We start from the raw sequence: 19420 nt of genomic DNA, 5'->3' as shown, positions 1-19420 counted from the left end.
CAGATGGGGATCCCGGCCGCCGAGTGGAAGAAGGGCGGCTACCGGATCACCACGACGATCAACAAGAAGGCACAGGAGGCGGCCGAGGCCGCGGCACGCCGGGCGAGCAAGACCTCGCCGATGTCGAAGCTGCCCGCCCACTACCAGGCGGCGCTCGTGGCGGTCAACCCGAAGAACGGCCGCGTGATGGCCTACTACGGCGGCGACAACGGCACGGGCACGGACTTCGCCGGCATGAACGGTGACGGCACCGGGCCGCACGCGCCCGGCTCGACCTTCAAGATCTACACTCTGGCCGCGGCGATGCGAGCAGAGATCCAGATCGAGTCGTACTGGGACCTGACCAAGGACGACGACGGCGGCCGTAAGATCAACAACGCGGGTCGTACCAACATCCCCTGCGGCAAGTCCTGCACGCTGGAGCATTCGACGATCCAGTCGTACAACGTGCCGTTCTACTGGATCTCCAAGGAACTCGGCCCGGACAAGGTCGTGCAGGCGGCCCGCGACGCCGGTATCCAGACCATGAAGGACACCGAAACCGGCGAGGTGCACGACATCGCCAAGGCCGACCCGAAGTCCGTCGCGCCGAAGTACTTCGACAACGAGGTCGGCTTCGGCCAGTACCCGGTGACGGTGCTCGACCACGCGAACGGCGTGGCGACCCTTGCCAACCGCGGCCTCTACATCAAGGCGCACTTCATCGCGAAGGTCGAGCAGCGCAACCCGGCGACCGGCAAGTTCGACCGGGTGCCGGGCACCGGCGAGAAGGTCAAGTCGGTGCGGAAGTTCGACGAGGCCCAGATCGATAACATCAACTCGGTGCTGAAGCAGATCCCCGGCAACATCGGCAAGGGGCTCGTCGGTGGCCGGGAGGCGATCGGTAAGACCGGTACCTGGGAGCTCGGCCCGAGCGGCAACAAGGGCGACAGCGGTGACGCCTGGATGGTCGGCGCGACCCAGCAGATGGCCGCCGCGGTCTGGGTCGGCACCAAGGGTGCCCGCAAGGCCATCGAGGAGAGGAACGGTAACGCGATGGGCGGTGGCGGCACGCCTGCGGCCATCTGGGAACTGTTCATGGAGAAGGTGCACAAGGACCTGAACTACGACAGGGAGTCGTTCGCCGCGCGCAAGGACATCGGTGACCCCAACAGCCCGTACCCGAACGGCGTCAAGCCGCAGGAGCGGCCCACCGACCCGTGCGAGCTGCTCCCGCAGAGCGTCTGTCGTGGCGACGGCAACGACGATGATGACGACGACGACGATGACAACAACGGTCCGGCCATACCCACCCCGGGGTTCACCCTGCGTCCACGAGATTGACGTACGCTGATCGAATTGATAGCTTTCAATTCATGCAGCGGTCCCGTGTCCTCATGCCGGTCGCCCTCGGCGCGACGTTGGTCACGCTAGCCGCGTCGGCGACGACGCTTCTGGCCCCGCCGGTGAACGCCCAGTCATTGGCGTCGCTCGCGGCGGCGCCCGCCTTCCCCGGCGCGGTCGGCTTCGGCGCGGCCGTGACCGGAGGGCGGGGTGGCGCCGTCTACCACGTGACGAACCTGAACGACTCGGGCCCGGGCTCTTTCCGCGACGCGGTCAGCCAAGGGCCACGGATCGTGGTGTTCGATGTCGGCGGGTACATCAACCTGGCCTCGCCGCTGAGCATCAAGAGCAACATCACGGTCGCCGGTCAGACCGCCCCCGGCGACGGCGTCGCCACCCGCGGATACCAGGTCTCGCTCTCGAACGCGAACAACGTGATCGTCCGGTACATGCGCTTCCGGCACGGGCTGACGCCGAACCAGAACCGCGACGGAATCACCATCAACCAGGGCAGCAACCAGATCTTCGACCACGTCTCCGTCTCCTGGGGACGAGACGAGAACTTCTCCATCAACAGCAGCACCAACATCACGGTGCAGAACTCGATCATCTCCGAGGGTCTCGACCCGCACTCGTGCGGCGGCCTGATCCAGAGCGACGGCGTGACCCTGTTCCGCAACCTGTACGCGCACAACAAGACCCGCAACCCGAAGGTCAAGGGGCGCAACCAGTTCGTCAACAACGTGGTCTACAACTGGGGCTCCGACGCCTACATCGAGGGCGACTCGGCCGGACGCAGCGACGCCAACGTCGTCGGCAACTACTTCGTCAAAGGCCCGTCGACCGGCACCGCCGGCCCGTTCACGCGGGGCAACCTCAACTTCCACATCTACGCGTCCGGCAACTACTACGACGCCGACAAGGACGGCACGCTCGACGGCCGGCCGACGACAACGGCCGACCTGGGCAACGTCGTGGTCGAGCCGGCGCCGTTCCCGTTCCCGGCGATCACCGCCGTCTCGGCGGCGGCCGCGCACCAGGCGGTGGTCGACAAGGCCGGGGCGTCCCTGCGACGCGACTCAGTCGACCGCCGGCTCGTCGCCGACCTGACCCGCCAGACGGGTGCGATCATCACTGATCCGGCGGCCGTGGGCGGCTTCGGTGCGCTCGCGGGCGGTGCGGCACCAGCCGACGGCGACCGTGACGGCATGCCGGACGCGTGGGAGCGGGCCAACGGGCTGAACCCGGCGAGCGCCGCCGACGGCGACGACTACGGTGCCGACGGCTACACGAACGTCGAGCGGTACCTCAACAGCCTGGTGCCCTGACCCCCCGCCTACCCACAGTGACCTTGCGCGGCCGTGCTATCCGATCAAGGCCGGGACCTGACCGTGCACCGCTTAGCGGGGTGAGCCGACTGGGCGGATGGTGAGGGTGTTTACGTCCACGCCGGGCGGCTGGGTGATGGCCCAGACGATGGCCGCGGCGACCTGATCGGCGGGTAGGTATCCGCCGGGTCGTTCCATGAGCCCGCCGGCGGCGTCGAAAAAGCCGGTCTCGGTCGCGCCGGGGCTGACGAGGGTGACGCCGACGCCGTCGCCGGTGACCTGGAGCCGGGTGTTCTCGGCGAGGCCGGTGAGGGCCCATTTGGTCGCGCCGTAGAAGTTGCCCGGGGTGTGGATGTGTCCGGCGACGCTGCCGACGAGCACGATCCGGCCGCGGGTGGCGGTGAGCGCCGGCAGTGCCGCCTTGATCAGCAGTGCCGGGCCGAGGACGTTGGTCAGGACCATGTCCTTGAGGCGCTCCGGGTCCGCGTCGGCGAGGCTGTCGTGTACGGCGAAGCCGGCGTTCGCGACCGCGGTGTCCAGACGTCCGAACCGGGAGACCGTCGCCTCGACATGCCCGCGCACCGCGTCCCAGTCGGCGGCGTGGCCGGTGAGGGTGAGCAGGCCGTCCGGGGCGCCGAGGTCGGCGGCCAGCCGCTTCAGGTGCTCGCGGCCGCGTCCGGTCACCGCCACCCGGTGGCCTCGGTCCAGTAGCTGGCGGGCGACGGCGGCGCCGATGCCGCGGGAGCCGCCGGTGATCAGTGTGACGGGTGATTCGGCCATGTCCGGCAAGGTAGACCTTCGAGTTCGCTCGAAGTCAAATGGCCTGTCCCGACGAAGGATGTATCAAGGTCGGTCGCGGAGTGCTCAACGCATTTAGGGCACCAGACACCACCCGAGGAGCACGACATGACCACCACCTATCCCGTACCGCGCGGAGCGTTCTGGCAGCATGTGATCATTACGCGGGCGGCTCTGGCCCGAGACGACCTGAATGCGGCTCGCGAGTGTGGTCAGATCGACGGGGAGGCCGCCGAACGGATCGAGGAGCGGCTGCGCACGGCCGAGGACGCGGCGACGCCGCACGGCTGGCGGCTGCGGTCGTGGCTGACCGGCAGCGCCGTCAACCGGGCCTTCACCAACCTGCACGCGGGTCAGGTGCTGCTGGCCAGGTACGCGCGGGACGACGTCCTCGATGTGCGGCTGCTGTCGGCGATGACCCGGCTGCGCGCGACAATGCCGCCGACCGCGATGCGGCGGCAGGCCTTGGAGGAGCAGTACGGCCGGGCGAAGACGGCGGACGCGGACGCGGCCCAGGAGCAGGGCCGGGTGCGGCGCTGGATCCTCGAGAAGGCCATGGAGTGGAGCTTCGCGGCCACTGACGCCCAGTACGCGCGGCTCCGCAGCTTCCGCAACACGCTGGTAGCGGTCTCGGCGGCGGTGCTCGTGATCGTCGTCGGGCTGGCGGGCATGGGGTTCGGCTGGCCGGAGTCGATGACCCTGTGCTTCGCGGGGGCCGAGGGGCAGGTGTGCCCGACCGGCGCCACGGCGACCCGGCGCGACGCGTTGATCATCGCGGTGCTCGGCGCCACCGGCGGTGCCATGGCAGCCGTGCTCGCGGTGCGCGGGATCCAGGGCACCTCGACGCCGTACGGTGTGCCGCTGGCCCTGGCGATGCTGAAGCTGCCGTTCGGCGCGCTGTCGGCGCTGGTCGGGCTGATCCTCATTCACGGCCAGTTCGTTCCCGGCCTCACCGACCTGGACACGTCCGGCCAGATCCTCGCCTACGCCGTCATCCTCGGGGTGGCTCAGCACGCGCTGACCGCCATGATCGACCGCCGCGGCCAGGAACTGCTGAACCGGATACCGTCCAAGCGGGGGCAGGAGTTCGTCGACGCGCGGGAGGAGCCGCTCCCGCCGGCCGCCCTGCCGGGCAAGGTCAGCTGATTGGGCGGTCGCCGCCGGCACCTGCTGACTTACGCCACCGCGCTGGCCCGGCTGGCGGCGCGGGCCTGGGCCGCCTCGCGGCGGGCGGTGAAGCGCGACGCGTTCTGGTCGAGCTCGGACATGAATCCGGCGAGCTCCTCGCGGGCCGCCTCGCCGTCGCCGGAGAACTCGTCCCGCTCCAATGCTCGCACCTGACGCAGGATCGGCATGATCACCTCGTCGTGGTGGATACGCAGGTCGTAGATCCCGGCGAACGCGATCTGCACGGACTTGCGCCCGAAGTTCTCGATCCCGCGGCCGGGCATCTGGAAGGTCTTCGCCACCTCGCACACCGCGCGCATCGCCGTGTTGGGCGACAGGTCGAACGCCGCGTTCAACACGTTGCGGTAGAACAGCATGTGCAGGTTCTCGTCGGCGGCGACCTTCGCCAGCAACTGGTCGCAGATCGGGTCGCCGCTGATCCGGCCGGTGTTGCGGTGCGCCACGCGGGTCGCCAGCTCCTGGAACGACACGTACGCGATGGACTCGATGACGCCCTCGTAGGCGTTGTCGTAGCCGAGCGCCATGTGCGTCATGCGAGCCCGTTCGAGGGCGACCGGGTCGACCGCGCGAGTGGTCAGCAGATAGTCGCGGATCGCGATGCCGTGCCGGCCCTCCTCGGCGGTCCACCGGTGCACCCACGTGCCCCACGCGCCGTCGCGACCGAACAGGGTGGCGATCTCGCGGTGGTAGCTGGGCAGGTTGTCCTCGGTGAGCAGGTTGACGATCAGGGACGTGCGAGCCACGTCGGACAGCTTGGACTGACCGGGCTCCCACGCCTGGCCACCGAGCACGCCGTCGAAGTCGGTGCCCTGGCTCCACGGCACGTATTCGTGTGGGAACCATTCCTTGGCCGTGGCGAGGTGGCGGTTGACGTTGACCTCGACGACGGGCTCGAGCTCCCGCAGCAGCGCGTGCGTATCGGTGATCTCAGTGGGCACGGGTCCTCCCGGAAGTGCATCTACCTACGGTTCCGTAGGTTACGCTACCGTAGCTAGTCACCGCCAGCCGCGAGCGTCGGACCAGGCGCGGAACCGCCCAGATGGGCAGGCAACCACCAGCTGTCGTCCGGGCCGTCCGGCTTGTCCGGGTACTCGCGCTGCGCCCGGTCGACCAGCTCGGTGATCCGCGCTCGCAGTTCGGCGTTGATCTGCACGTGGTCGTCGCGGCGGCCCGGCCGCAACGCCTCGCCCACGAGGATCGTCACCGGCACGTGGCGCTTGGTCAGCGTGCGCTTGCGCCCCTTCGTCCACAGGCGCTGCGTGCCCCACACCGCCATCGGCACCAGCGGCACGCCCGCCGCGGCCGCCATCCGGACCGCCCCGTTCTTGAACTCCTTGGGCACGAACGACGTGCTGATCGTCGCCTCCGGGAACACGCCGACCACCTCGCCGGCCTTGAGCGCGGCCAGGGCCGCCTTGTACGACGCCAGGCCGGCGTCCCGGTCCACCGGGATGTGGTGCATCCCACGCATGAGCGGACCGCCGACCTTGTTCGCGAAGACCTCCTGCTTCGCCATGAAACGGACCAACCGCTTCGCTGGCTGGGCGGCGAACCCGCAGAAGATGAAGTCCAGGTAGCTGACGTGGTTGCTCGCCAGCACGGCACCCCCGGTCGACGGGATGTGCTCGCCACCTTCCAACGTGATCCGAAGGTCGAGCGCACGGAACGCCGCCTTCATGAAGGAGATGACCGGCGGATATACGAGGTCGCGCATGACCGAAACCGTAGCGTGTCCGCCCGCTGGCTTTACTCGAGACCTTCGCCGATCCGGTCCTGGCCGACCCGCTCGAGTCCTTCTACCGGGCGGACCCCGAGACCGCGTCCCTCCTGCGCGGATCCGTGCGCCTCTAGGTCCACCTCTTTGGTCGATGGGCATCGTTCGGTGCCTACGTGAAGAATCCTCGGCTATGGATTCGGTCTTGACCCAGGTGCTCCTGCCCGTCGCCCTCGGGATCGTCATGCTCGGGCTAGGGCTCGGCCTGGACGTGGCCGACTTCAAGCGGGTCGTGCAGTTTCCCAAGGCCGTGCTGATCGCGCTGACCTGCCAGGTGCTGCTGCTCCCGGCGGTGTGCTTCGCCCTGGTGCTGGCCTTGGACCTGCCGCCCGCGCTCGCGGTCGGCATGATGCTGCTGGCCGCCTCGCCCGGCGGCACCATGGCCAACGTCTACAGCCACCTCTTCGGCGGCAATGTGGCGCTCAACGTCTCCCTGACCGCCGTCAACTCGGTGCTCGCGGTCTTCACGCTGCCCATCGTGGTCAACCTCTCCCTGGAACACTTCCTGGGTGGAACGGGCCAGATCGGCCTGCAGTTCGACAAGGTGCTCCAGGTCTTCGCGATCGTGCTGGTGCCGGTCGCCTTGGGCATGCTGGTCCGGTATCGCTGGCGCGAGTTCGCCGAGCGCATGCACCGCCCGGTGCGGATCCTGTCCGTCGTGGTGCTGGTGTTGGTGATCGCGGGCGCGATCACCAACGAGAGGGAGAACATCGGCGAGTACTTCAAGGCGGCGGGAGCGGCGGTCCTGATCTTCAACCTGATCAGCCTCGCGGTCGGGTACCTCGCGCCACGGCTGGCCAGGGTCGGCCGCGCGGAGTCGGTGTCGGCGGCCATGGAGGTCGGCATCCACAATGGAACGTTGGCCATCGTCATCGCGACGACGCTGCTGGACAGCACGGAGATCGCCGTGCCGGCGGCCGTTTACAGCCTCGTCATGCTCTTCACGGCCGCCGGGTTCGGCTACGTCATCCGCCCCCGGACGGCGGCTACGCGGGCGGCACCGGACCCCGCTCACGGCCCGGCCGGGCGGCGTTAGAGGCGGTCGAGGGCCAGGGAGCGAACCGTATCTGATGTGATCTACAGGTGAGTCTTGATGGGGTGCGGGTCGTGGTCACCGGGGCGGGGCGCGACACGGGACGCGTACTGGCGACGGCCTTCGCCGAACTCGGCGCGCACGTGTTCGTGGCCGCCCGCCAGGCCACCGCGGCCGAACGCACGGTGGACCTGATCAGGCGGCGCGGGCACGGCGGCGCAGAGGCGTTCGACTGCGACCTGGCCAGTCCCGACTCGGTGCGGGCGTTCGCGGCGGCGCTCGCCGAGCGCACGGACCGCCTCGATGTCCTGGTCAACAACGGTGCGAGGTACCTGCACGGCGAGGACCTCGGCGACGTCGGGGACGACGACATCGTCGACGCGATCGCCGGTGCCGCGACCGGGACGGTGCTGCTGACCAAGCACCTGCTGCCGCTGCTGCGCGCCTCGGCGCGGCCCGACATCGTCAACCTGATCTCCAGCTGCGGGGAGGTGGGTCACCGCCGCTCCGGCGCGCACCCAGCGTTCTACGCCGCCAAGCACGCCCAGGCGGGGTTCGCCGAGATCCTGTCCCATCGGGTGCGTGCCGAGGGGATCCGGGTGATCTCGCTGTTTCCGCCGGACTTCGTGCAGGACGGGCCTCGCGAGTCGTCCGGCGAACTCACCGCGCGGGCCGTCGTCGACTGCGTGCTGTTCGCGGTGGGCCAGCCGAGGGACTGCTTCATCCGCGAGTTCCGCTTCGAACAGGTCGCCGCCGTCGGGCAGGATTGATCACATGGAGCTCGACGGCCGGAGCGTGACAGCGGAGGAGCTTGCCGCCCTGGCACTCTACAACTACGGCCACTTCACCACGATGCGCGTCGACGGCGGGCGGGTGCGTGGCCTGTCGCTGCACCTGCGCCGGCTGGTCAGTGACTGCCGCACCGTCTTCGACGCCGAGCTCGACCCGGTCACGGTCCGCCGGCTGGTCCGGCGCGCCTGCGGCGAACGCTCCACCATGGTCCGGGTGACGGTCTTCGCGCCGGACCTGGATCTGGCTCGTCCCGCGCGACCCGCCGAGCCACACCTGCTCGTCACCACCCGACCGGTACAGGATCACGAGCTGCCGCCGCTGCGGCTGCGGACCGCGCGCCACGAGCGGGACGAGCCCGGGGTGAAGCACGTCGGGCTGTTCGCGGCCGTCCGGCAGCGGCGGATCGCGCAGCGGAGCGGGTTCGACGACGTCCTGTTCGTCGACCGGCACGGCAACGTCTCCGAGGGCGCTACCTGGAACGTCGGCTTCTTCGACGGCGAACGGCTGGTGTGGCCCGCGGCCCAGCACCTGCCCGGGGTGACCATGGCGCTGCTGCGGTCGCTCGGTCGGGCCGAGTCGACGCGGGAGGTCGACCTCGCGTCGGCGGCGTCGATGCCGGCGGCGTTCGTGACCAACGCCGCGATCGGCGTCCGGCCGGTCGGCCAGATCGACCAGACCACCTACCTGGGAGAGGCGGAGATCGTCCAGGATCTGCGCGCGGCGTACCTGGCGATCCCGGGAGAGGAGTTATGAAAAGCGTCCGCCGTCACTGATCCGCGGCGGTCCGAGCGCTCATGGCCGCACTGCGCGCCGAGGCCATCGCGTCCTGATCGGGCCGCTCAGTCGAGCCACCAGGTCATCGCGTCGTGCCCCAACGGGGTGGACATCGCGATCGGCAACGCCACGGCGCTCACCGCCGCCACGAGCAGGGCCAGCCACGCGGTTCGCAGGCCGGCGGCGCGGGCCACGCGGCGCCCGGTGACCAGCAGCGGCACCGACACGGACAGCAGAGCGGGGCTCGCCAGGAACCCGAACAGGTACAGCAGCGCGAGCGTCGCGTACAGCCACATGAACGGGTTCATCGGGTGGTATCCGAACGGGATGAGGTCCATGGGACCGTTGGCGTCGAGCAGCCGCTGCCCGTGCGCCAGGAAGAGCGCGACGACGAGGCCCCAGGCGGCAGCGAACGCCAGGTGGACGCTGGTCAGCGACCAGAGCCCGTACCGCCAGAGGCGCTCGCGGGTCCCCGGTGACGGCGGGCCGGAGCGCGCCGGCAGCGCGAGGACCACGCTGGCCAGCGCCAGGCCGGCGACCGCGATCCCGGCCAGCGGCCCGGCCTCCGCGAACGCCGCCGCGGCGAACAGCGAGTCGTTGGGCGCCCAGCCGTCCTCGAGGCCCACCACCAGGCCTTCGTAGGCCCCGGCGAGGAGCGAGACGCCGACGCCGAGCAGGCCCGGCGCGGCGAACAGCACCGCGACCAGGCGCCCGCGCAGGCCGTGCAGCCAGAACCGGCGCAGCGTCCACACGGCCAGCAGCCAGCCGGCGGCGAGTCCGGCGCACCCCGCGCCGCCCACCAGAGGCGTCATCCAGCGGTCCGCCTGGCTGTACACCCAGACGGTGACAGGATCCACAGTGGAGAGTGCAAAGTATCCGCGGACGTGGACGACCTGGCCGCCATCGCTGGCCCAGAACTCGGCGACGTGGTGGCCGTGCTGCAGCGTGCGGACCTGCCAGCCGGCCGCCGCCATGCGGGCGTGCGCCTGCTCGACGACGGCCGTCACGGGCCGGTCGGCGGGGGCGACGTAGTTGTACTCGAGCCGCGCCGAGCCCTGCCGCAGCGCCCGCGGCCCGGTCTCCACCCCGTAGTTCAGTGCCAGCGGGTCGTCGTACCGGCCGGGTGGGCCGGACGCGGGCAGCGGCATCGCGGTGTCGGCGGCGGCCTGCGCCGCCACAGGCTGGGGTGCCGGTGCCGCCACCGGCCAGGCGAGTTGGCCGGCGATGGCCGCCGCGGCGAGGCCGGCGAAGGCGGCCACGGCGACCGCGTACACCAGGTGGGCCGGGTACGCCGGGCCGCGCGGGACCGCGAACCGGCGGCGCCCGCCGCGAAGGAGCAGGTCGAGCGCGTCCCGCGGGTCGGGCCGGCGCTGGCCCGGCCTGGCCGCGTCGAGCAGTGTGGTCAGCATCTCGGCGCCGCGCTCGCGCCGGTACCAGCGGGGGTAGGCGAGCAGCAGCCACCGGTACCAGCGGCGTAGACCGTCCATCGTGGTCACCCGACACCGCCGGCGGCCGGGCGCAAGCGGCCGGCCTTGCGCAGCCGGGCGGCGGCCAGGCTGGCGTTGGCGCGCAACCGCTCCACCTCCGCGTGCAGCTCCGCCGCGCCGTGGTCGGTGAGCCGGTAGTACCGGCGCAGCCGCCCGTCGACGGCCTCCTCCCGGTCGACGACGACCAGGCCGTCGTCGGTGAGCCGGTCGAGCGCCGCGTACAGCGTGCCGGCGCGCAACGTCAGCCGCCCGGCGGACAGCTCGCCCACGGCCTGCATGACGCCGTATCCGTGCAGCGGCCGTTCGGCCAACGCAGTGAGTATGAAGAAGGTCGGTTCCTGTACAGCCACCGCGTCAACGTACCGGCGATCTGTATATGCCGTCAATCGGTACGCTATGCGAGCCGCGCCGCGCCGTGCCATTGCTCGACCGGGGTCAGCGGCACTGGCGCTGGGCGCTCCGCGGTCGTGGTCAGCTCGACGCGGCGGCCCTCCGTCGCCGAGCGCAGGAGGGCGGTCATCGTCTCCAGTACGTGCAGGGCCACCTCGCCGTTGGCGCGCGGCGCCCGCTGCCCATCGGCGGCGACCTGGTCGAGCAGGCCAAGCCCCCGGCCGCCGCCGGCGTAGCCCGCGGACGGCTGGAGAGTGCGCCACTCGGTGTCACCTAGCGCGAACAGCCGGACCGCGCCGTCGAACTGGTTCGGGTCCGGCACGGAGAGGGTGCCGGTCTCACCGTGCACCTCGATCGGCGCCGCCGTCGTGGCGACACCGTCGAAACTGGTCGTGATGGTCGACAGGGCGCCGCTCACGTGTTCGAGCACGCCCGACACGTGGCTGTCGACCTCGACGGGAATGGTGGCGCCGACGCGCGGGCCCGAGCCGATGACCCGCTCGCGGCGCAGCCGGCTGGACGCGCCGGTCACCGCGCGGACCGGGCCCAGTAGCTGAACGAGCGCGGTGACGTAGTAAGGGCCCATGTCGAGCAGCGGGCCGCCGCCAGCGGTGTAGTAGAAGTCGGGGTTGGGGTGCCAGCGCTCGTGTCCCGGCGTGACCATGACGGCAGTCGCGCTCTGCGGCCGCCCGATCAGGCCGGTGTCGATCGCCGCGCGCGCCGTCTGCGTACCCGTGCCCAGGACCGTGTCCGGAGCGCAACCGATGACGACGCCGGCCGTGGCCGCGCGGTCGATGACCGCGCGGGCGTCCGGGAAGGTGACCGCGAGCGGCTTCTCGGCGTACACGTTCTTGCCGTGTTCGATCGCGGCGTGCGCGATCGCGGCGTGGGCGGCCGGGATCGTCAGGTTGACCACGGTCTGGACGTCGGGGCTGTCGAGCAGCCGCTCGACGCTCAGCGCGTCGGCACCGGGCAGCTCGGCGGCGACCGCCGCCGAGCGCGAGGAGTCGAGGTCGGCGACCGCGGCGACGCGCACCGAGGGATGGCCGGCGAGCGTGTCGAGGTACGCCCGCGAGATGAAGCCGAGACCTACGATGCCGATGCCGTGCGGGTCGCCCACAGAATGCCCCTTTCGATGACGGTGCGGACGTTGGGGTTCTCCAGCACGTCGAGACTGTGTCCGGCTGTCGTCACGACGATCCGCCCGGCGCCCCACCGCCGGGTCCAGATCAACGGCGAGGTGACCGGCCGGTGCCACGGGTGCCACGGCTGGGTCGGGTGGGTGGTAGTGGCGAGCACGTCGATGAGGTCGTCGTGCAGCACCCAGTACTGCTCGGTGCGCAGCGCGAAGTCGTCGATGCCGGCGGTGATCGGGTGGGTGCGGCCCAGGTCGGTGATGGTGACCGTGTACGGCAGGAAGTTGTCCTGTTCGCCGCCTTCGCGCTCGCACGGCTCCTTGCCCGGGTGGGTCGCGAACTGGCCGCCGACCAGGTGCAGGTAATCCGAGGACGCGCGAAACGAGTCGCAGATGCCGCCGTGCCAGCCGGTGAACCCGGTGCCGGCCTCGATCGCGGCGCGCAGGCCCGCCAGCTGGCCGCCGGTGATCTGCGACATCGTGACGCACTGGACGACGAGGTCGGTCGCGGCGAGCGCCTCCGCGTCGGCGTACACCTCGGTCGACTCCTCGACCCGCACGCTGTATCCACTGCGTTCGAGGAAGGGGATGAACAGCTCGGTGGCCCTGACCGGCTGGTGCCCCTCCCATCCGCCTCGCACCACCAGAGCCGTCCGTGTCTTCTCCACCACCCGAATTTACCGTGCGGGACCCCATCATGATCACGGCGCGTTCGTGGCTGGGAAACCATCATCCTAGGACGCCTTAGGGGGAGTGCTGCCGATCTCGTCGATGGCGTAGCCCGGGCCGCCTGCCCTTGACATCTCGTTTGGACCCGAACAGTATTGCCGTCACCGACGCCGGCGTCGGCCCGAGCGGGTGATGCCGGCTCCCGCATCGCGTCCTCGAGGAGTGGCGATGGCCCAGAACGGTTACGGGCGGCGGCGACTGTTGCAGGGCGTGGCGGCGGCCACGGGAGTGGCGGCGGGCCCGACGACATGTGCGCGCACTGCTGAAACCTCCGACGGACAAAGGGGAGTATCGACATGGGTAAGGAATGGGATCGCCGACAGGTGCTGCGCGCGGCGGCCGTGGCCGCCGCCGGAACGGCGGGCATCGGCGCCTTGCCGCCCGCGGCGTCCGCGCACGGCCGCGACGCCGACCTGGTCATCCACAATGGACAGATTCTGGTACTGGATCACGCGTTCCGCAGAGCCGAGGCGGTGGCCATCGGCGGCGGCCGAGTGCTCGCCGTCGGCCGGGCCAGGGATGTGCGCCGCCTCATCGGCCGCCGCACCCAGGTGCTCGACGCCGCCGGCGGCACCGTGCTGCCGGGCGTCAACGACTCGCACGTACACCTCAACGCGCTCGGCCTCAACTTCCCGCCGTTCTCGTACAACGTGGACACCGCGACGATCGACGAACTGGTGGCGGTGGTGCGGTCGGCCGTCGAGGCGGCGAGCACGCCCGACGGCTGGATCCGCGGCCAGGGCTGGAACGACAACCGGCTGCCGCGCCCGCCGCGCCGCACCGACCTCGACCCGGTCTCCGGCGACCACCCGGTCGTGCTGACCGACTTCTCGTTCCACGCGATGTCCGTCAACTCGGCGGCGCTGCGGCTGGCCGGCATCACCCGCGACACCGTCCCGCCGCCCGGCGGCGTGATCGAGAAGGACGCGGACGGCGAGCCGACCGGTGTCTTGCGCGAGACAGCACAAGGGCTGGTGCGCGCGGTGGTGCCGGCGTTCACCCCGGCGGAAGTGGCGCGCAGCATCGACGTGGGCGTGTCGCTGCTGCACGCCCAGGGCGTCACCAGCGTCACCGACCCCGGCATCGGTCTCGCCACCCTTGGCCTGTACGCCGACAAGGCGCGCGCCGGCGCGCTGGGCGTACGGGTCAACGCGCTACTGTCCGGCGGCACGGCGCCGCGGCACCTGCGGGAGATCCTGGCCGGGTACCACCCGCCGCACGGGATCGACCCGAAAGTGCTGCGGGTGGCCGGTGTGAAGCTGTTCGCCGACGGCATCCCGACCGCGGCCAAGACGGCGTGGCTGCACGAGCCCTACCTGGACGGCACCAACGGCAGCCTCGTCATCGACGGCGCCACGGTGGGTGAGCAGGTCGCCAACCTGCACGAGATGATCCGGATCGCGGTGCGCGCCGGGTTCCAGGTCGGCACGCACGCCACCGGCGACGCGACCATCGACGCGGTCGTCGCCGGCTACCTCAAGGCGATGGGGCGCGACTGGCGCCGCGCGGACCTGCGCCACTACGTCATCCACGCCGACCTCGCCTCACGCGCGACGCTACGCACGATGGCCCGCCACGACATCGGCGCGAACATGAACGCCACCATCAAGTACCTGCTGGGCCGCACGCTCGACCCGGTGCTCGGGCCGGCCCGCACCGATTACCAGTGGCCGTACCGCAGCGCACTCGACCTCGGCGTGCGGGTGACCAGTGCCTCCGACGCGCCGGTGACGCTCCCGAACTGGCTGCAGGGCGTCATGGCGGCGGTGCTGCGCGAGGGCATGTTCGGCGGCGTGGCCGGCGAGGCCGAGCGCATCACGCTGCCGCAGGCCCTCGCAACGTACACCCGGACGCCGGCCTGGCAGGACCACGCGGCCGGCTGGAAGGGCACCCTCGCACAGGGCATGGTCGGCGACGTCTGCGTGGTCGGCGGCGACGTGCTCGGCGTCGACCCGCACGACCTGGTCGACCTGCCGGTCACCGCGACGGTCGTGGGCGGCCGGGTCGTGTACGAGCGCACGCCGGCCACGACCGTCACGGCGTCTGCGGCCGCGCATGGCCACGAGCGAGGCCTGGCCTGCCTGCGCGAGGGCAAATGCTGCTGCCGCCTCGCGGAGGAGACCCGCTCGTAGGCCTACCAGGTGGTGGCTACGTAGGTCGTCTCCAGGTACTCGCCGATGCCCTCGTAGCCACCCTCCCGGCCGAGCCCGGCCTGCTTGACACCGCCGAACGGCGCCGCCGGGTCGGAGACCAGGCCGCGGTTGAGCCCGACCATGCCGAACTCCAGCCGCTCGGCCACCCGCAGGCCGCGCGCCAGGTCACCCGAGTACACGTACGCCGCCAGCCCCAGCTCGGTGTCGTTGGCCAGCGCCACGGCGTCACGCTCGTCCCGTACCCGGATGATCGGCGCCACCGGGCCGAAGATCTCGGTCGTCGCGGCGGGTGCGTCGCGCGGCACGTCGGTCAGGACCGTGGCGGGGTAGAAGAAGCCCGGGCCGTCGGCCCGGGTGCCGCCGGTCAGTGTCCGCGCACCGGCGGCGACCGTGCGCTCCACTGTGGAGGCTATACGGTCGGCGGCGCGGGCGTTGACCATCGGGCCGAGCTGGGTGCGCTCGTCGGTGCCGGGCCCCACCCGCAGCGCCGCCATCGCCGCCGCCAGCCGGGCGGCGAACTCGTCGGCCACGGAATCCTGTACCAGGAAGCGGTTGGCGGCCGTGCACGCCTGGCCGCCGTTTCGCATCTTCGCCAGCATCGCGCCATCGACAGCGGCGCCGAGGTCGGCGTCGTCGAGGACGATGAAGGGGTCGTTGCCGCCGAGCTCCATCGAGGCGTTGACGACCCGGTCGGCGGCCAGGCGCAGCAGGTCCCGCCCGACGCCGGTGGAGCCGGTGAACGACAGCTTGCGCACCCGCCGGTCGGCGAGCGCGGCGGCGACCAGCTCGGCGGGCCGGTCGGTGGCCAGCACGCCGACGGTGCCGTCGGGCGCCCCGGCCTCGGCGAGCAGGTCGGCGAGGAACAGTGCGGTCAGCGGGGTGTCCTCAGCCGGCTTGAGGATGACCGGGCAACCCGCGGCCAGCGCCGGTCCGATCTTGCGGGTGGCCATCGCGGCGGGGAAGTTCCACGGAGTGATCAGCAGGGCCACGCCGACCGGGCGGCGGAACGTGAGGATGCGGTTGGCGCCGGACGGCGCGGTGCGCAGGTGCCCGTCGACCCGCACGGCTTCCTCTGCGAACCAGCGGAAGAACTCGGCCGCGTAGGTCACCTCGGCGCGGGCGTCCGCGAGCGCCTTGCCCATCTCAAGGCTGATCAGGTGGGCGATCTCGTCGCGGCGGGAGATCATCAGCTCGAACGCACGCCGCAGCACCTCGCTCCGCTCGCGGGGCGCCGCGCCGTCCCACCCGGGCAGCGCCGCCTGCGCCGCCGCGACCGCCCGGTCCAGGTCGGCGAGGCCGGCGCGCGGTACGTCGGTGATGACCTCGCCGGTGGATGGGTTCAGGACCGGGAACGTGTCACCCATCGGCGAACGCTCCTTCCAGTACGTCCAGGGCCTCGCGGAGCAGATCGTCGCCGATGACGAGGGGCGGCAGGAACCGCAGGACGTTGCCGGAGGTGCCGGCGGTCAGCACCAGTACACCGGCCCGATGGCAGGCAGCGGCGATGCTGGCGGTGCGGGCCGGGTCCGGCGTGCGCGTTCCCGGTACGACGATCTCGATGGCGAGCATGGCGCCGCGTCCCCGGACCTCGCCCCCGTGCTTCGCGGCGAGCGCCGCGAGGCGCGGTCTCATGACGGACTCGATGCGGCGGGCGGCGGCGCGCAGGTCGAGTTCGTGCATGGTCTGGATGGTGGCGAGGGCGGCGGCGCAGGCGATGGGGTTGCCGCCGTAGGTGCCGCCGAGGCCGCCGGTGTGGACGGCGTCCATGAGGTCGGCGCGTCCGGTGACGGCGGCGAGTGGTAGGCCACCGGCGATGCCTTTGGCGGTGGTGATCAGGTCGGGGACGAGTGCCTCGTGTTCGCTGGCGAACCAGGTGCCGGTCCGGCAGAAGCCGGTCTGGATCTCGTCGGCGATGAGGACGGCTCCCGAACCGCGTGCCCACGCGGCCAGAGCCGGAACAAACCCCTCGGCGGGTACGACGAAGCCGCCCTCGCCCTGGATGGGCTCGATGATGACGGCGGCGACGTTGTCGGCGCCGACCTGCTTGTCGATCAGGTCGATGGCGCGCGCGGCGGCTTCGGCACCGGACAGGCCGTCGCGGTAGGGGTAGGAGGTCGGCACGCGGTACACCTCGGGAGCGAACGGGCCGAAGCGGTGCTTGTAGGGCATGTTCTTGGCGGTGAGCGCCATCGTGAGGTTGGTGCGGCCGTGGTAGGCGTGGTCGAAGGTGATGATGGCGGGTCGGCCGGTGGCGTGGCGGGCGATTTTGATGGCGTTTTCGACGGCTTCGGCGCCGGAGTTGAATAGGGCGGAGCGTTTTTCGTTGTCGCCTGGGGTGAGGGTGTTGAGGGTTTCGCAGACGGCGATGTAGGACTCGTATGGGGCGACCATGAAGCAGGTGTGGGTGAAGCGTTCTGCCTGTCGTTGGACGGCCTCGACGACGCGAGGTGCGGCGTTGCCGACCGACGTGACCGCGATACCCGACGCGAGGTCGATCAGGTGGTTGCCGTCGACGTCGACGACGACGCCCCCGCCGGCGGCCTCGACGTAGGCGGGCAGGACGCTGCCGACGCCCTGGGCCACCGCCCCGGTCCGGCGGGCGTGCAACTCGGCTGAGCGCGGCCCGGGAACGGCGGTGCGCACGGCGCGGCGCTGGCTGGGACTCGTGGCGCTGAGACTCATGCTGACGCATCGTACGGATCCAAACGACTATGGCCAAGCAGCCTCTTGACGCGCCGATGTGACCGCCGTTACGTTGGCCCACACCTAGGTCGTACGGATGCAAACGTTCTGAGTCGCACTCCACCCCCGAAGGATTGTCATGGCCAGTCATGAAGCCGCCCCCGCGGGCGCTGGTCTCAAACGCGACGCGATATCCGCGGCCGGCATCGTCTTCCTCGTCCTCGCCGCCGCCAGCCCGCTGATCGGGCTCACCGGAGCGGTACCCAGCGCCATGGTCGTCGGCAACGGGCTGGGCGCACCTCTGGCGTACGTCGTCGTCGGCCTGGTCCTGCTGCTGTTCTGCGTCGGCTACGTGGCCATGTCCCGGCAGGTCACCAACGCCGGGGCGCTGTACGCGTACGTCGGCCGCGGCCTCGGCCTGCGTACCGGACTCGGCGCCGCCGGCGTCGCCCTCTGGTCGTACACCGCCATCCAGGCTGCGGTGTACGGCTTCTTCGGCGTCGTCGGCAGCGCCACGCTCGAATCCTGGACCGGCGTGCACGTGCCCTGGTGGCTGCTGACCCTCGGTCTCGTCGCGCTCGTCCAGGTCTTCGGCTACCTGCACATCGAACTCGGCGCCCGCCTCCTCGCCGTACTGATGATCCTGGAGTGGGGCACCATGCTGCTGCTGGGCCTCGTCATCCTCGTCAAGGGCGGCGCCGGCGAAGGGCTCGGCGTCTCGCAGGTGTTCTCCGTCGACTCGCTGCTGAGCGGCGCGCCCGGCGTGGCACTGGTCTTCGCGTTCGCGTCGATGTTCGGCTTCGAGTCCAGCGCCATCTACGGTGAGGAGGCGCGCAGCCCCAAGAAGGCGGTCGCGCGGGCCACGTACCTGTCGGTCGTACTCATCACCGCGTTCTTCCTGTTCACCTCGTGGACGCTCGTCGTCGGCCACGGCCCGTCGGGCGCGGTCGGCGCGGCGGGCGCGGCGCTCGAATCCGGCGATCCGGCCGCGTACGTCTTCGGCGCCGGCGACACCTTCCTCGGCGCGTGGGCCCCGCACACCATGAGCGTCTTCGTCATCACGTCGATGTTCGCCGCGGCGCTCGCGTTCCACAATGGACTGTCCCGGTACCTGTACACGCTGGGCCGCGACGGCGTGCTCCCGCACCGGCTCTCCGCCGTGCACCACCGCACCCGCGCACCGCACGTGGCCTCACTGACCCAGACCGCGTCCATCCTCGCCATCATGGCGCCGTTCATGCTCGCCGGCGCCGACCCGGTGACCACCCTGTTTTTCTGGGGCTCCGGCGTCGCCGTGGTCGGCATCGTCGCGCTGTACGGGCTCAGCTCGGTGGCGGCATTCTGGTACTTCCGCGCCAACCCCGAGCGGGATGGGCGAGTCTGGCACACCCGCGTCGCGCCACTGGCGTCGGCGGTCGCGATGGCCGGCGCGCTGGTACTGGTGCTGGCCAACTTCGACACGCTCGTCGGTGGTACGGCCGGGCTGGCGGCGATACTCGCGCTGACGGTACCGGCGGCGTTCGCGGTGGGATTCGGCGCGTACAGCGCCATCCGCGCCCGCCTGACCCCCACCGCCGCGGTCGACCTGGCGGCCGAACTCACCTGACCCCTTCCCGCGCGCCGCTCCCGCGCGCCGCTCCCGCGCGCCGCTCCCGCGCGCCGCTCCCGCGCGCCGCTCCCGCGCCGCGCCCCGCCCCCCTCCCCGCCGATCAAGGGCGAACGCACGTGGTTCGATCTCTAAACCACGTGCGTTCGCCCTTGATCGATGCGATCTCCCTTGATCGGCGTCCCGCCGGGCGCCGACGGGGCCCGCGCGGGCCCCGTCGGGCGCTGT

The 19420-nt window shown here is 71.2% G+C and carries 17 protein-coding genes; 8 read left to right on the top strand and 9 right to left on the bottom strand.

Going from position 1 to position 19420, the window contains the following annotated elements; genetic code table 11:
- Both V6V89_RS31160 and V6V89_RS31155 read left to right on the top strand, forming a co-directional pair.
- On the top strand, positions 1–1323 hold a 1323-nt coding region (locus tag V6V89_RS31160), incomplete at its 5' end, for a penicillin-binding transpeptidase domain-containing protein (protein ID WP_334623096.1).
- Positions 1324–1355: 32 nt separating this feature from the next.
- Positions 1356–2651, top strand: coding sequence for a pectate lyase family protein (locus tag V6V89_RS31155; protein WP_334623095.1), 1296 nt, complete (start codon positions 1356–1358; stop codon positions 2649–2651).
- Positions 2652–2723: 72 nt separating this feature from the next.
- On the opposite strand, the gene V6V89_RS31150 is transcribed toward V6V89_RS31155, so the two are convergent.
- The gene (locus V6V89_RS31150; RefSeq protein ID WP_334623094.1) at positions 2724–3431 is read right to left on the bottom strand and encodes an SDR family oxidoreductase; all 708 of its coding nucleotides are present in this window, start codon (positions 3429–3431) and stop codon (positions 2724–2726) included.
- A gap of 126 nt (positions 3432–3557) precedes the next feature.
- Between V6V89_RS31150 and V6V89_RS31145 the strand changes: the two genes are divergently transcribed.
- Entirely contained in the window at positions 3558–4595 is a 1038-nt protein-coding gene (locus V6V89_RS31145; RefSeq protein ID WP_334623093.1) for a hypothetical protein, read from the top strand.
- A 29-nt stretch (positions 4596–4624) separates the two neighbouring features.
- On the opposite strand, the gene V6V89_RS31140 is transcribed toward V6V89_RS31145, so the two are convergent.
- Positions 4625–5575, bottom strand: a complete 951-nt coding sequence (locus V6V89_RS31140) for an acyl-ACP desaturase (protein WP_334623092.1) — start codon at positions 5573–5575, stop codon at positions 4625–4627.
- 53 nt (positions 5576–5628) lie between these two features.
- Positions 5629–6351, bottom strand: a complete 723-nt coding sequence (locus V6V89_RS31135; protein ID WP_334623091.1) for a lysophospholipid acyltransferase family protein — start codon at positions 6349–6351, stop codon at positions 5629–5631.
- Between the two features lie 193 nt (positions 6352–6544).
- On the opposite strand from V6V89_RS31135, the gene V6V89_RS31130 reads away from it, so the two are divergent.
- The 3 genes from V6V89_RS31130 to V6V89_RS31120 are packed head-to-tail and all read left to right on the top strand — an operon-like array spanning position 6545 to position 8989.
- The gene (locus V6V89_RS31130) at positions 6545–7447 is read left to right on the top strand and encodes a bile acid:sodium symporter family protein (protein WP_334623090.1); all 903 of its coding nucleotides are present in this window, start codon (positions 6545–6547) and stop codon (positions 7445–7447) included.
- Between the two features lie 47 nt (positions 7448–7494).
- A complete protein-coding gene (locus tag V6V89_RS31125; RefSeq protein WP_334623089.1) occupies positions 7495–8214 on the top strand; it encodes an SDR family NAD(P)-dependent oxidoreductase in 720 nt (239 codons plus the stop codon).
- 4 nt (positions 8215–8218) lie between these two features.
- Positions 8219–8989: an aminotransferase class IV family protein gene (locus V6V89_RS31120; RefSeq protein ID WP_334623088.1), complete on the top strand. Its 771-nt coding sequence runs from the start codon at positions 8219–8221 to the stop codon at positions 8987–8989.
- Positions 8990–9075: 86 nt separating this feature from the next.
- Here V6V89_RS31120 and V6V89_RS31115 read toward each other — a convergent pair whose 3' ends face one another.
- Genes V6V89_RS31115 through V6V89_RS31100 form a run of 4 tightly spaced genes read right to left on the bottom strand, consistent with a single transcriptional unit; the run spans position 9076 to position 12690 of the window.
- Positions 9076–10497: a hypothetical protein gene (locus V6V89_RS31115; protein ID WP_334623087.1), complete on the bottom strand. Its 1422-nt coding sequence runs from the start codon at positions 10495–10497 to the stop codon at positions 9076–9078.
- Between the two features lie 5 nt (positions 10498–10502).
- Positions 10503–10847 carry a PadR family transcriptional regulator gene (locus V6V89_RS31110; protein ID WP_334623086.1) on the bottom strand — a complete coding sequence of 115 codons (345 nt, stop codon included), beginning with the start codon at positions 10845–10847 and terminating at the stop codon, positions 10503–10505.
- A 44-nt stretch (positions 10848–10891) separates the two neighbouring features.
- Positions 10892–12007, bottom strand: coding sequence for a Gfo/Idh/MocA family protein (locus tag V6V89_RS31105; RefSeq protein WP_334623084.1), 1116 nt, complete (start codon positions 12005–12007; stop codon positions 10892–10894).
- Positions 11977–12690, bottom strand: a complete 714-nt coding sequence (locus V6V89_RS31100) for a ThuA domain-containing protein (RefSeq protein ID WP_334623083.1) — start codon at positions 12688–12690, stop codon at positions 11977–11979. The genes V6V89_RS31105 and V6V89_RS31100 overlap by 31 nt, the downstream gene beginning before the upstream one ends.
- A gap of 357 nt (positions 12691–13047) precedes the next feature.
- Here V6V89_RS31100 and V6V89_RS31095 point away from each other — a divergent pair, with 357 nt between their 5' ends.
- Positions 13048–14883: an amidohydrolase gene (locus V6V89_RS31095; RefSeq protein WP_334623082.1), complete on the top strand. Its 1836-nt coding sequence runs from the start codon at positions 13048–13050 to the stop codon at positions 14881–14883.
- Between the two features lie 2 nt (positions 14884–14885).
- On the opposite strand, the gene V6V89_RS31090 is transcribed toward V6V89_RS31095, so the two are convergent.
- Complete coding sequence (locus V6V89_RS31090) at positions 14886–16268, bottom strand: NAD-dependent succinate-semialdehyde dehydrogenase (RefSeq protein ID WP_334623081.1); 1383 nt, start codon at positions 16266–16268, stop codon at positions 14886–14888.
- On the bottom strand, positions 16261–17586 hold the full coding sequence (gene gabT / locus V6V89_RS31085) for a 4-aminobutyrate--2-oxoglutarate transaminase (RefSeq protein ID WP_334623080.1): 1326 nt from the start codon (positions 17584–17586) through the stop codon (positions 16261–16263). The genes V6V89_RS31090 and gabT overlap by 8 nt, the downstream gene beginning before the upstream one ends.
- A gap of 139 nt (positions 17587–17725) precedes the next feature.
- Here gabT and V6V89_RS31080 point away from each other — a divergent pair, with 139 nt between their 5' ends.
- A complete protein-coding gene (locus tag V6V89_RS31080; RefSeq protein WP_334623079.1) occupies positions 17726–19192 on the top strand; it encodes an APC family permease in 1467 nt (488 codons plus the stop codon).
- Positions 19193–19420: the final 228 nt, after the last annotated feature.

The organism is Micromonospora sp. CPCC 206061 (genome assembly GCF_036906915.1).
In the GTDB taxonomy this organism is placed as follows: domain Bacteria; phylum Actinomycetota; class Actinomycetes; order Mycobacteriales; family Micromonosporaceae; genus Phytohabitans.
This window is presented reverse-complemented; position numbering and strand designations above follow the sequence as displayed.